15 protein-coding genes are annotated in these 13,670 nt (G+C 31.2%); 5 read left to right on the top strand and 10 right to left on the bottom strand.

Translation table 11 applies throughout. The features are described 5' to 3' along the window. Positions 1–410: 410 nt before the first annotated feature. Positions 411–1,154 carry a 5'/3'-nucleotidase SurE gene (gene surE / locus DYE58_RS03570; protein ID WP_004819536.1) on the bottom strand — a complete coding sequence of 248 codons (744 nt, stop codon included), beginning with the start codon at positions 1,152–1,154 and terminating at the stop codon, positions 411–413. Between the two features lie 8 nt (positions 1,155–1,162). Then, positions 1,163–1,945, bottom strand: a complete 783-nt coding sequence (locus DYE58_RS03565; protein WP_040552125.1) for an MBL fold metallo-hydrolase — start codon at positions 1,943–1,945, stop codon at positions 1,163–1,165. Between the two features lie 223 nt (positions 1,946–2,168). On the opposite strand from DYE58_RS03565, the gene DYE58_RS03560 reads away from it, so the two are divergent. The 3 genes from DYE58_RS03560 (at position 2,169) to DYE58_RS03550 (ending at position 3,869) form a co-directional block, all read left to right on the top strand. Then, positions 2,169–2,474: a CidA/LrgA family protein gene (locus DYE58_RS03560; protein ID WP_004823541.1), complete on the top strand. Its 306-nt coding sequence runs from the start codon at positions 2,169–2,171 to the stop codon at positions 2,472–2,474. Then, entirely contained in the window at positions 2,471–3,151 is a 681-nt protein-coding gene (locus DYE58_RS03555) for an LrgB family protein (RefSeq protein WP_004823540.1), read from the top strand. Before DYE58_RS03560 ends, DYE58_RS03555 begins: the two co-directional genes overlap by 4 nt. A gap of 232 nt (positions 3,152–3,383) precedes the next feature. After that, positions 3,384–3,869: a hypothetical protein gene (locus DYE58_RS03550; protein WP_115312017.1), complete on the top strand. Its 486-nt coding sequence runs from the start codon at positions 3,384–3,386 to the stop codon at positions 3,867–3,869. Between the two features lie 428 nt (positions 3,870–4,297). On the opposite strand, the gene DYE58_RS03545 is transcribed toward DYE58_RS03550, so the two are convergent. The 5 genes from DYE58_RS03545 to DYE58_RS03525 form a co-directional block, all read right to left on the bottom strand. Next, the gene (locus DYE58_RS03545) at positions 4,298–4,525 is read right to left on the bottom strand and encodes a hypothetical protein (RefSeq protein WP_004819532.1); all 228 of its coding nucleotides are present in this window, start codon (positions 4,523–4,525) and stop codon (positions 4,298–4,300) included. Positions 4,526–4,541: 16 nt separating this feature from the next. Continuing rightward, positions 4,542–5,192 carry a DUF1361 domain-containing protein gene (locus tag DYE58_RS03540; protein ID WP_004819531.1) on the bottom strand — a complete coding sequence of 217 codons (651 nt, stop codon included), beginning with the start codon at positions 5,190–5,192 and terminating at the stop codon, positions 4,542–4,544. Positions 5,193–5,200: 8 nt separating this feature from the next. Continuing rightward, complete coding sequence (gene lepB, locus DYE58_RS03535; RefSeq protein ID WP_245946105.1) at positions 5,201–5,653, bottom strand: signal peptidase I; 453 nt, start codon at positions 5,651–5,653, stop codon at positions 5,201–5,203. Between the two features lie 257 nt (positions 5,654–5,910). Beyond that, a complete protein-coding gene (locus tag DYE58_RS03530) occupies positions 5,911–7,803 on the bottom strand; it encodes an ABC transporter ATP-binding protein (RefSeq protein ID WP_004819528.1) in 1,893 nt (630 codons plus the stop codon). Then, the gene (locus DYE58_RS03525; protein WP_004819526.1) at positions 7,796–9,526 is read right to left on the bottom strand and encodes an ABC transporter ATP-binding protein; all 1,731 of its coding nucleotides are present in this window, start codon (positions 9,524–9,526) and stop codon (positions 7,796–7,798) included. Before DYE58_RS03525 ends, DYE58_RS03530 begins: the two co-directional genes overlap by 8 nt. Before the next feature lie 105 nt (positions 9,527–9,631). Between DYE58_RS03525 and DYE58_RS03520 the strand changes: the two genes are divergently transcribed. Together DYE58_RS03520 and DYE58_RS03515 are read left to right on the top strand one after the other, a co-directional pair. After that, positions 9,632–9,856: a CDIF630_02480 family spore surface protein gene (locus DYE58_RS03520; protein WP_004819524.1), complete on the top strand. Its 225-nt coding sequence runs from the start codon at positions 9,632–9,634 to the stop codon at positions 9,854–9,856. Continuing rightward, positions 9,857–10,375 (top strand): phosphatase PAP2 family protein, encoded by a 519-nt coding sequence (locus tag DYE58_RS03515; RefSeq protein WP_004819522.1) that lies wholly within the window; start codon positions 9,857–9,859, stop codon positions 10,373–10,375. 128 nt (positions 10,376–10,503) lie between these two features. On the opposite strand, the gene DYE58_RS03510 is transcribed toward DYE58_RS03515, so the two are convergent. From DYE58_RS03510 to gltS, 3 genes are all read right to left on the bottom strand, one after another. Further along, positions 10,504–10,944 (bottom strand): nucleoside deaminase, encoded by a 441-nt coding sequence (locus DYE58_RS03510; protein WP_115312016.1) that lies wholly within the window; start codon positions 10,942–10,944, stop codon positions 10,504–10,506. Between the two features lie 491 nt (positions 10,945–11,435). Next, positions 11,436–12,347: a hypothetical protein gene (locus tag DYE58_RS03505; protein WP_004819516.1), complete on the bottom strand. Its 912-nt coding sequence runs from the start codon at positions 12,345–12,347 to the stop codon at positions 11,436–11,438. A gap of 83 nt (positions 12,348–12,430) precedes the next feature. Beyond that, positions 12,431–13,663: a sodium/glutamate symporter gene (gene gltS / locus DYE58_RS03500; protein WP_004819514.1), complete on the bottom strand. Its 1,233-nt coding sequence runs from the start codon at positions 13,661–13,663 to the stop codon at positions 12,431–12,433. Positions 13,664–13,670: the final 7 nt, after the last annotated feature.

Raw genomic sequence — 13,670 nt, 5'->3', positions numbered from 1 at the left:
AAAAAACACATAAGAGTTAGTAATATTAAAGGTTTTAAGTGGAATGCTTACAAAATAATGCTTACATAAGTAAAGGAATTATGGAATTAAATAATAAAAATTTAACAGTTATAAAATGTGAGTAGAACAAAAATAATAAAAAATATTTAATTAAAATATGCTGAGCACAATTCTTAGAATTAAAAGCTAGTATATAAGGAAAATATAAGAGAAAAAATTTTTATAAATTTTTGGTAACATATTAAACAATAGTTCATTTTAAACGGATTTTTAATGTAAAGGAAATATTTACTTTTCAAAGTTATAAGTAATTGGCTTTAGAGATTAAAAATCAACTTTCTATGATTTAATAAAAAGTTGATTTTGTTTTATAAAAAATCTAATTTTTAAATAGTTTATGGTCAAAGACTCTATAATTTTTCACTGATGTTTTTTAGTAGTTCGATATCAGTTAAATTATATAAAAGTGGAGTTACAGTTGCATATCCTTCTGAAAGAAGATATCTGTCAGTATTTTCAGGGCAATTGTATTCATTTCTTCCGCTTAGAGAAAGAGTGTATCCATTTTCAGTTTGAACCTTTGTATACTTATCCATCACATTTCCACCAATTTTAGCTGCCTTTATGCCTTTTAATTCTGAATATTCAACAGATGGTACATTTATATTTACAACTTGAACTTTATCAAGAGATTTATGAACCTTGTTGAATACTTCTATTGCAACTTTTGCAGCTGTTTCATAATTTGTGTTTTCTTTTAAAAATTCAGCTGAAACCGCAAATGAATTTATGCCAAAGACATTGGCTTCAATTGCCGCAGAAACAGTTCCAGAGTAGAGTATATCCATTCCGGCATTGTATCCAAAGTTACAGCCTGAGAAACAAAAATCAAATTTTGTATCAAGTATATTTAGAGCAGCTCTTACACAGTCTGCAGGAGTCCCGCTAACTGAATAGCACATAGCGTCTATTCCATCTATTGTAACAGGAGATACAACAAGTTTTTCACGTAGAGTTATAGAATGGCTTTTGCCTGAATTTTCTTGAGTAGGAGCGACAATTGTAATGTTGTGTCCTTCTGCAATAAGTTGTCTTGCAAGTTCCTTTATACCGGGTGCAAAATACCCGTCATCATTTGTTAATAGTATATTCATTTTTCCTCCTAAATTTCATGTAGAGAAATCTCATCACGAGGAGATACCTCTAAAGTATAATCTACTCCGTCTATTATTGAGTTTTGATGGAGAAGATTACGTACTGTATTTGAAGCAATTGTATGGGTGTTGTTATCTTGTGATAGATGAGACAACATTACAATTTCATTCTTCTTTTTGATTAATCTGTTTAAAACTTCTGCCGCATTGTCATTTGAAAGGTGGCCTCGAGTTGAAGAAATTCTACTTTTCAAACTCCAAGGGTAACTTCCGTTCATCAGCATTTCATAATCGTGGTTTGATTCTAAATAGTATATATCTGAATTTTCCATTGAGTTTAGCAAATCAGGATTTATATATCCGGTATCTGTGACTACACTTATTTTTTTATTACCATTTAGTATAAAACAAGTTCCGTTACTACAATCGTGGAAAGATTGCATTGGTTGGATGAACAAGTCTTTGAACTGAAAAGGCTGACCATTTATAAAAGTATAGGCATTTTCAGCAGCTATTTCTTTAGTTACAGGTTGCATAGCTCGCATGGTTTCTATAGTAGAAAAAACTTTTATGTTGTGTTTACGAGAAAGCACCCCAACGCCTTTAGCATGGTCTAAATGCTCATGAGTTACAAAGATTGCGTCAATTTCTTCTACTTTTTTGTCGATACTATTTAAAAGTTCAGTTATCTTTTTACCCGAATGACCGGCATCTATTAAAATTTTTGTGTTTTTATATTCTATATATTGGCAGTTCCCGGAAGAACCGCTAGAAAGTGAGCAAAATAACATTTTAACCTCCATTCTCCATTTTAACATATACTAAATGAGTAAAAAAGTGATAAGAGAATTCAAGATTATATAAATTTAATGTTAAAATTATGTTCTTAATAATAAAATATTTTATAAGGTTTTAAAAAATAAGACAATGTTAAAAATATATTATATAATAAAAATAGAGGTGAGATGATTGAATTATCTAAAACAATTTTCAATCTTGCTCATATGTCTTTTTATGGGTGTGATTGTAAATTATTTTTTTAGTACTCCTATACCTATGGTAGTTTGGGGTATGATTTTTTTATTTTTAGGACTTATTTTTAAAGTTGTGAGCGTGAGTGATATTGAAGAAACTTCAAGAGGGCTTTTAAAGTATTTTGCTTTTTTCTTTTTGCCTGCTGGAGTTGAGATTATGAAAGAGTATGCAAGTATGGATGGGAAGGTGCTTCAAATTCTAGTAATAATATCAATATCTACGATTATAACTTTGATATTAACAGCTCTTGTTGTGGAGTTTGTGATAAGGAGGCTATACAAATGATAGATAATCCTTATTTTGGAATTTTACTTTCGTACGCTTGTTATATGGTTGGGGTTAAGATAAATGAAAAATTTAGAACGCCTATTTTAAATCCATTGTTGATAGGAATAATATTAACAATAGGAGTTCTTTTAGCTTTGGGAATAGATTTTGAAACCTACAACATAGGTGCGAAGTATATTACATTTTTAATAGCACCTACAACTGTAGCTTTAATGGTGGAGTTGTATAAAAATTTGAATATATTAAAAAAAGATATAGTGCCTATTTTGGTTGGGATAGTTGTCGGCTCGATAACTGCTATTGCAAGCACATTGGTGTTGTGTAAATTGTTGGGAATAAACGAAAAATTTGCAACTGCATTTTTACCACATTCAGTTACAACTGCAATAGGTATGCCACTTTCTGAGCAATACGGTGGCAATCCAACTCTTACAGTTATAACTATAATGATTACTGGAATAATTGGAGCAGTTTTTGGACCAAGTATTTTAAAAATGATTAAGATAAAAAGTCCTGTTGCAAGGGGAATAGCAATGGGAACCGCGTCTCATGCCGTAGGTACATCTAAGGCGAACGAGATGGGCGAAGTTGAAGGGGCAATGTCAGGGCTATCAATAGGCATAGCAGGACTTGTGACAGTTGTTTTGATGCCAATAGCACTAAAGTTCTTATAAAGAAAGAGACGAGGAAATTAAAAATCCTCGTCTTTTTTATAGGATAAGTTGTAAAATTAAATTGTAAATTCGTATGTTAATAAAAAAGTAATAAGCAAATAGATAATTCTATTTTATGTTATCGCCTTTTATTTTATATTCGTAAATTGTTAAATAAAATTTAACAACTAAATAAAATAAAATCCATGACAAAGCTTCTGTTAAAATATTCAATAGAATTGAGGAGGTAGTAATGAAAAAAAATGTTTTTTTAAAAACGATAGTATTTATATTTTTAGGTTTTTTTATATATTTTGCATATAATTCATATGAATTATATGCGATTAAAGATTCAGAAAATGAAATTTTATTTTCTGAAAGGTATGATAAATTTCATTTTCTAGAGATTTATCATACTGAAAACAATCTTATATCATACATAGCATATAATAATTTAACTCATAAGGTTATTTTTTCAGGAGCTCAAGGAAGCATAGAAAACTTTTATAAGATTAAAGGTTTTTCTTTTTTAGAAATACCTTTAAATCCAAATATTATTTTTATATGTGGTAAATATAACCCAAATTTTATAAAAAAAATTAAGGTTAATAGTGTTAATGTAGCAATGTTAAATGAAGAGAATAATTTTTGGTATGTTTTTTTACAATCTAATGAGCAACTAAATAATATATATACCTATGATCTAAAAAGTAATTTATTCAGTACTGTTGAATTCTAAAAAACAATTTATATAACACGGTTCTTGCGAAGCAAGAGTATACCGTGTTATACTCTTAATAGGATTATTTATTAGTTCGTGCATTCTTAAAGTGTTTGCGCGAACTTTTTTATACAATTTTTTAAGAGGTGTTTATGGGAGTTTTTTCAGTGCATATGCAGAAATTTTCTACTTGAGATATTAAAGGTCTTGAGGTGGAAGTTGATCGCAAAAGTCAAAATTTAAAGAATCAGAATATTAATTATTCTCTTTCAGAAAAAAATATTGATTTGGTCAAACCTAAAATTAATTTATATTCTGACACTTTAAATAGAGCAAATACATAGCTTAAAAATGACATAGATATATTAAAAGCTGATATTAATGGCTTTATTGCTAAAGAAAAAGTAGAATTTAAAAATATTAAAACTTAATAATAAGTGTGTGTTTTAATATTTTTTATTCAACTGGGTATTGGAATTTGCGTTTATTTTATATTCTACTATTTTAGAAATATCATTTATTAAACTTGATATCCCAAAAAACACTAAAAATAATATAATATAATCTATTTTATATTGTACATACATATGAAGTCCCAAAGAATTATCTGAAATAGCTAAAATAGCTACAGAAATGCCGGAAAATATTATTTTATGAATAAATTTAATACACATCACATTACCACCTATTTTAGTTTTGTTTCATATTGAAAAGAGTAAGCATTATTATAAAATGAATTACTGCAAAAGCGCCTAAGAGATAATAATCATTTGTGGAAATATTGTTTAAAATATCAGATACAATTGTGTGAATTTTAAATATATCCCAAGAGTTAAATCTCAAAAATCTGCCAATGTAGACAGCTAAAGAAGTGCCGGCTGATGCAACAATTAAAAGTATTAGTTCGGCAATCTTATGACCACGGCATCTCATTATCTTTAGAATGTTTATAAAACTTTCAAAGCTTAGCACCATAGAAAGAGTTATTATACAAACTTCAGCGCCTAACTTTATCCAATTTATAGCTTCCATTACATAGACTACTTCGCCGCCGATAATTTTATAATAATCCGAAGTTTTTATATGTATGAAGTCGGTAAACATATATATTGCATTTGGATAGAAGATAACCGACACAAAAAGCCCTAAAAGGACAAATAACGCACTGTCCTTTTTGGAAAGAGTAAAGCCGCTTACAATATAAGGTATAAATGAAAGGCCGGCGTTAAAGATTAAATATCTTTTATTTATATTAAAGTAAATTATGACTGATGAAAGAGCTATATAGATAAGAATATATATCATCAGTTTTTTTAGTGTTGAAGTTGTCTCTCTGTTCATTGGTTCTCCTAAAATATTTTGAATCTGACTTTTGCGACAATTGAATCGGGAGTGATAGCTCCAAAATGGCGTGAGTCGGAACTATTGTCACGATTGTCGCCAAGTACAAAATATTTATTTTCTAATTTTATTGAATTTTTATAGTATCTAGTTTTTTCTTTTATATAAGGTTCTTCAAGAATTTTTCCATTTAAAATTATATGCTCGTAGTCGATTTCGATTTCATCTTTTGGTAGTCCGATAACTCTCTTTACATACAATTTATCTTCCACTGGCGATTTGAAAACTATTATATCTCCGTGTTTTAAATCTGTCCTGTCAAAAATAGTACAGAACAGTATATTTCTGTTGTGAAAAGTATTTTCCATGCTCTGTCCACTGACAACAGATATACGAAAAACAAATACACGCAACAAAATTGCAATTGCTATAACAATTAAGTAAGCTCTATATTCTTGCATTGTTTTCAAAAAATCACCTCCAAATTTCTTTTATTTAATATATGTAATTATATCTAATTATGTAATTACGGACAACTTTTACAAAGAACTTAGACAAGTAATTGATATTTAAAATTTTATGACGGTAAGATTGTAAGGAACAGAAGTATAGAAAAGAAAAAGTCTTGGATTCCGTATGGGAAAAGTCCAAGACTAATTTGTAGGTTACTAGATAAATTTACCACACAAAACTGTATTAATGAAGTGTGAGTTTATTTTTAATCTTCTTTTTCTTCAAAACCACCAGTGTATAGGCGATAGTAAACTCCTTTTTGAGCCATCAATTCTTCGTGATTTCCACGTTCTATTATTTTACCTTTTGAAAGAACAATTATTGCATCTGCATTTTTTACAGTGGATAATCTATGTGCAATTACAAAAGTAGTTCTTCCTTTCATAATTTCATCCATTGATTCTTGAACAAGTCTTTCAGTACGAGTGTCGATTGAGGATGTCGCCTCATCTAATATCAACACAGGTGGATTGTAGACTTCAGCACGTCCAATTGATAGGAGCTGAGCTTGTCCTTGTGATAAATCTGAATTTGTACCTGAGATTACGGTATCGTATCTATTTTCAAGTTTTTCTATAAAGTCATCTGATTGAGTTTTCTTTGCTGCTTCTACAATTCTCTCGGCAGATGTGTCAGGTCTACCATATTTCAAGTTATAGTTGATACTTCCAGTGAATAGATGGGTATCTTGCAACACCATTCCGAGTGCACTACGAAGGTGTGATTTTTTAATATCTTTTATATTGATTCCATCAAAAGTTATCTTGCCTGAGTCTATTTCATAGAATCTATTTATCAAGTTGGTTATTGTTGTTTTACCGGCACCGGTTTCGCCGACAAAGGCGATTTTTTGACCGGGTTTAGCATATAGAGAGATGTTGTCTAAAATTTTATGCTCTCCATCATAAGAGAAGTCTATATTGTAAAATCTTATATCACCTTTGACTTCAATAAAATCTTCATCACTTGCAGAGTTTTTCCAAGCCCAACGTCCTGTACGTTCGGAGCATATTTCAAGACCATTTTCTTTTTCGCAAACTCTGACAATTTCATAAGTTCCGTCGTCAATTTCAACTTCTTGGTCAAGCAAATCGAAGATTCTCTTAGCTCCTGCAAGCGCAAGTATAACTTGGTTCATCTGTTGAGAGATATTGTTAATTGGTCCTGAAAAAGATCTTGATAGTTGCAAAAATCCTACAAGTCCACCAACGGTAAGACCATAGTTTCCGCTAAGAGTCATAAGTCCGCCAACTGTTGCTATAAATGCGAATTGTAAGTTACCTATATTAAAAATTATAGGGAGCAAGTATAGAGAGTATCTATTGGCGAGCATTGTGTTTTCAGTTAATTCTTCATTTAAAATTTTAAAATCTTCTATAACTTTATCTTCTCGAGAAAATACTTTAACAACTTTTTGACCTTCAATCAATTCTTCTATATATCCATTTGTCTTTCCGATTGAGTTTTGTTGTCTTGTAAAGAACACAGAACTCTTTCCTCCGACGAAATTCATAGATAGGAATAATAGGATTATACATACCACTACCACTAAGAACAGCATTGCTGAGGAGAGTATCATAGCTGTTATGATAACTATAAGCGTGAGCAGTGATGAAAAGAAGTTTGGAAGTGCGTTGGTAAGCATCTGTTCCAAAACTTGAGTATCACTTGTGTATCTACTCATTAGGTCGCCGTGTGAGTTTTGGTCGAAGAATGAAATAGGCAATTTTTCCATGTGCTCAAACATACTGTTTCTAAGATCTCTTATAATCTTCTCGGCTATATTTATCATAAGTCGAGAAGCTAACAGAGTTGAGAAAGTTCCCATGAGGAATATAAATGCATATAGAAGTATCAGTCTAATAAGCGGTGAGTAGTCAGGTGCTTTAGTATTTAACATAGGAGTTATATAATCATCAACTAAAGTCTTGATGAATATAGATTGTGCAACAGAAACTACAGAGCCGATGGACACAAGCAATATGATAGTTATAAATTTAATTTTAGATTCATTAAATAGTATCTTCATAAGCCTTAAGAAAGCCGCTTTGTTTTCAGGGGTGTTAATCTTTCCACGAGCTTGTCTATTCCTATGCATCAAAGTCACCTCCTATTTGAGTTTTGGCTATATCTTGGTATATCTCATTTGTATCTAAAAGTTCTTGATGAGTTCCAATTTTATTTATTCGCCCTTTGTCAACTACTAAGATATAGTCTGTATTTTTTAAAGAATTAATTCTTTGGCTTATTATTATCTTGGTAAGGTCAGGTCTGAATTTGTTCAATCCATCTATTATTTTCTTTTCAGTTTCATTATCAAGAGCGGAAGTCGAATCGTCTAAAATTAATATCTTAGGATTTTTTAGAAGTGATCTTGCAATGCTAAGACGTTGTCTTTGACCACCAGAGAAATTTGCACCGCCACGGTCAACTTTTGTGTCATAACCATTTTCTGTATCCATAATAAAATTATGAGCTTGAGCGAGCTTTGCAGCTTCTTGAACTTGATCTAAGGTAGCATTTACATCTCCCCACTTCAAATTGTCCAAGATAGAACCTGAAAACAGAGTGTTCTTTTGCAACACGACTGACACAGCATCTCGCAAATTTTTCAAATTATAATCTTTTACATTTATCCCTCCGACGGACACGACACCGCAATCAGCATCATAAAGTCTAGGAATTAAACTTATTAAAGTCGATTTTGAAGAGCCTGTTGGGCCTATTATCCCCACGCTATCTCCAGAAGAGATTGAAAAATTAATATCTTTTAAAACATATTTTGAGTTGTCGTGTAGGTATGAAAAACAAACAGCATTAAATTCTATACTGCCGTCTTTTACTTCGGTTAACCCATCAATATTTTTATCAAGGCCGGTCTTGGTGTTTAGAACTTCAACCACTCTTTCTGCAGAATTTCTCGAAATGATGAATTGAACTACTACAAAAGATAACATCATAAGAGAAATTTGAATTTGAACTGCATAATTAATAAGACTTACAAGCTGTCCTGTGGTAAGAGTGCCCTCCAAGATATGACCAGTTCCAAAATATGCAATTAAAAGAGAGGCAACATAAGTTGAAAGCATCATTATAGGCATGGCATAAGCCATCAATTTAGAAACTTTTGTATACAGTCTGAATAATTTTTTTGAAAGGCTATGGAATTTTTCAATTTCATGGTCTTCTTTAACAAAACTCTTAACCACTCTAATCCCCAAAAGATTTTCTGAAACCATTGTGTTTAAATCGTCATAGGTTTTGAAAATTTTCACAAAAAGAGGATGGGCATGGCTGATGATATATGCCAATCCAAGAATTAAAACGGGAAAGGTGAACATAAATGTAAGAGATAGAGAAAAATGTATATTAAAACTCATAATCATGGCAAAGATAAGTAGAAGTGGTGCTCTTAGAGCGAGTCTGTTTGCCATTTGATAAGAAGCTTGAATATTTTGTACATCGGTTGTCATTCTTGTTATAAGAGAACCGGTAGAAAATGACTCTATATCTTCAAATGCAAAGTCTTGTATGTTTTTAAATATTGCAAATCTTAAGTTCTTAGCGAGACCGGCAGATGCCTTAGTGGCCAAGTAGCCTGAAATCATTCCGCTTAGAAATGCTATTACAACGGTGATAATTAAATATATTCCATATTTCATAATGTCATCTCTTGAACCCAAACGGATGCCTTTGTCAATTATTAAACTCATTAAATAAGGTATTAGAACATCCATTGTAATTTCTATGACAACAAAAATAGGACAAAGTAGGGAATATATTTTATATTCTTTAACGTATGAGACAATTGTCTTTATCATAAAATTCCTCCTGTCTTGTCGATTAATATATTATACCCAATTATTTTTTGCACAAGTGGGTATACATGATAAAGTAAGAAAGTAAAAGTAAAGTAGGAGGATATTATGTCAGAAAATAAATTTGAAGAAATGAGCACATTGTCAGAACAAAGAAAAAAAGAAATCGTAGCAGATTTAGAACAAGCTAAAGAAATAAATCACGAAGAAAGACCTGCTACAGATGTATATGCAAAATCTGAAGAAAAAGATTCAGAAACAGGAGTAGAAACTCCAACAGAACAATCGGTAGAAGAAGCCAAACAATGGGTAGATGAGGAAAATCAAAGATAAGTGGAGCTAAGCATTTTAAACGCAATAGAGACTTTGCAAAATCCTGTCTTGGATAGAATTTCAATAATTATGGCTCAACTTGGAACGGGTGGAGCCATATTTATTTTAATTGGATTGTGTTTTTCAATCTTTAAAAAGACAAGAAGAATAGGATTTAATATATTACTTAGTTTAGTACTCTCAGCAATACTGGGGAACCTTATACTAAAACCTCTAATACACAGAGTGCGTCCTTATAATGCAATAGGCAGAAAAATATTGGTTAATCCATTAATAGATGGCTCTTTTCCATCAGGACATACCTATTCAGCATTTGCAACAGCATTCTCAGTGCTCTTTTATGATAAAAAGAATGGAATTATACTGCTTAGTTTTGCAATTTTGATGGGATTTACAAGATTGTATTTGTTTGTCCACTATCCAACAGATGTACTCGGTGGAGTAGCTTTGGGGTATATTTGTGCAATAGTTGCAAAGAAAATTTTGGAGAAAAAGGTTCCTCTAGAAAATCAGAGATAAATTAAATAGAACTTACTTAAGATTTTACTAAATAAGAGATAAGAAGGCGAATAACTGATAATGTGTTATTCGCTTTTTAAATGAGATATTTAATTTAAAAAAGATAATATTTTGTGTAGTTTATTTAACTATTTATCTTTTCTCAAACCTTTAAAAAATTCGGAGATGATTTTTGAGCATTTAGCATCATCTAAAAATTCCACTTCAGTTGTATGGTTCAAAACAGAATCAAGCAGATTCAAGTTGCTGCCACAACACCCAAATCTTGGATTTCGTGTACCTATATATACTTTTTTTATCCTAAAATTAACTATTGCACCTGCGCACATACAACATGGCTCAAGGGTTGAATAAATTTCACAATCTTCAAGATGATAAGTTCCAAGATTTTTAGCCGCATCTTGGAGAGCTAATAACTCAGCATGGGCAGATGCATCAGCCTTTTTTTCTTTTTGATTGTATCCGCGACCAACTATTTTATTGTCTTTTACAACAATTGCACCAACGGGGATATCCCCATGTTCAATAGATTTAAGAGCAAGATTTATAGCCTCATCTAAAAAATTCATATTAATCACCAAAAAATATTTTACACAATGAAAAAATATTTTTCAAAAAATTATTTGAAAAAAAATAAAAAAAGTTTGAAAAAAATGTTTAATAGTAAAAACGATGGGTATATTAATAATACATCGGAAGATAAAATAATACTTTATACCGAGCCGATGTTGAACCTTTACAATTCCATCCAACTTTTAAAAATCGCGAAGGCGTTTATATAGATTGAACGCAAGTAGTATGTTAAGTGGTAAGACTTAGTTCTCTACAAAAACTTAAGAGTAGGGTTTTTGGCAATGGAGTATTAAGAATTATTGGTTGACCTTAGATTAAAAATTAAAGTAGACTATAAAATATTTTAAACGAGATGAAAAAGTAAGGTTAAAGAGAGGAAGTTGATAGACAGTGATAGAACCAAAAATGTACAGTTGGATGGAATGTGAAGTATAAAAAAGATAGTTAAGTCATATAAATGAGTAACTATCTTTTTTTATGTCCAAAATTATTTAATTTTATTATCTCTTACAATTTCAGAGAGCATATCTCTGCCGGCTAGCATCTTTTTAATATTCTTAACGTCTAAGATTATTACGTCATGTTTTAATAATTCATCTTTTGACTCTTCAAGCAAAAATGAAGAGTTTATTACTAAAACAGTTTTTAAATCTCGAAACATTCCCTCGAAACTTGCAATCATATCCAAAACGTCTTGATGATGTATTTTTTCTTGAGCATTATAAGATTTGAGCTCGATAGCATATTTTTGGGAGCCTTTACGAGCATATAAATCAAATCTTTCGCTTGTTTCAAAATTTTCTTCATATTTACCAACGTGGTAACCATTGTTTTTAAGAGCCAAAGTAACCAGTTGTGTTGAAGTTAGCTCATTGTCCAAACTTTTAAGAGCCATCAGCAAGTTTGTAGGGTCTATTTTAAAAAAAGCAGTGCATTTTTCTTCATATTTATTTACAGGTTTATAGTCAAACCCAACAATTAAATTTTCTACGATATTAAAATAACCATGGGCAATTGCATTTCTTATATGTCTTAGAACGGCACTGGTTTTAGTTTCATTTTCACCCTTGGTCATTACAATTTTTTGAGAATTGGTACATACGCTGTGTCTATAAATTTCTTCAATTGCTTTTGGAATTTCATCTGCAAACCAGACATCTTCATCTCTTAGCTTCATATATTTCATAATTTCTAAAAAAGTAAAATCATCATATAAAACATTTGAAACCAATTCATTGTCACGAGATTGAATTGATGCAATATCAGGAACGTACCAAAGTAAGTACTTTATGGCATCGACTAAATCCGGAGACATTTTGATGGGAATATCGCCATGGATTATATTGTATGAAATTTTATTTTTACAATCATCTACTTCAAATTTTTCCGTTAGTTCCATATAATCACCTAATTATATTATAACTTAAAGCAATTAAAAACCCACCGAATTTTTCGGCGGGTTAAGTTTGTTGGTTTTAACTATTAATGTAGAGCTTGTACGAAAGTTTTAATGAACCAAATAGTTTGTGGTTGGTAGATTATATCTACAAGGAATGCTCCAACTATAGGAACAATCATCATAGCTTTTCTAGACATTCCATACCTTTCGTTTACTGCTGTCATATTTACTATAGCAGATGGTGTAGCACCTAAGCCGTGACCACAAAGTCCTGCACACATAACAGCTGAGTCGTAGTTTGAGCCCAATATTCTAAATATTACAAAGTAAGCTACAAGCATCATAAATAATACTTGAGCAACTACTACTAATAGAACGCCTCCTATTAGGTCTGAAAGTTGCCAAAGTTTTAAAGTCATCATAGCTAGCGCAAGATAAAGGTTTAACATTACATTTCCAATTTCATCAACTACTGGGTAGCTGAATTTGTATAAGTTAAGTTTTTCGTTTAAATTTCTGGCAATTACCGCTACAAACATAGCACCAACATATGTTGGGAATGACATATCGATAAGCTCTCCGATTTTACCGGATATTATACTACCTATTGCCATACATACGATTATCACAACTACATTTTTTATAACGTCAAGGCTGTTTAAAGAAACGTGAGTAGCATTTATAGAAGTAACTGACTCGTCGAAATTTTCATCAACTGGTTTAAGGTTATTTTTTTCTATAAGTCTTCTGCCAAGAGGTCCACCTATTAAAACGGCAGAGATAAGACCAAAAGTTGCTGCTGCGGCGCCAACAAGAGGAGCTATATCATAGCCCATTTCAGCAAAAGTTGAACCATAAGATAGAGCGGCACCGTGTCCACCAATCATTGATATTGAGCTGGCAAGAAGAGCATAAGGCGCTTCGAGGCCAACAATTTTAGAAATAGTCATACCTATGGTATTTTGGAATAAAGAAATTACACCACAGCACAACCAGTAGATAAGTAATAATTTTCCGCCTGATTTAAGTATTTTAAAACTTGCTCCAAGACCTACAGTAGTGAAGAAAGCTAACATAAATACGTCTTGGAATACGTTTTCGAAATTAAAAACAAAACTTCCAGAAGTGTGACCCAACCAAGTTATGAACATGAATAAAAATCCACCGATAACTGGAGCTGGAATACAATATTTTTCTAAGAAATGAATCCTGTTCTTTAGGCCATATCCGATTAATAAAAGGATTGATGCTAAGGCTAAAGTCAATATACTATCTAAATTGATGTTAAGAACACCCTCTAAATTTTCAAAAGTCATAGTATCC

This window comes from Peptoniphilus indolicus, assembly GCF_900454665.1.
In the GTDB taxonomy this organism is placed as follows: Bacteria; Bacillota; Clostridia; order Tissierellales; family Peptoniphilaceae; genus Peptoniphilus; species Peptoniphilus indolicus.
This window is presented reverse-complemented; position numbering and strand designations above follow the sequence as displayed.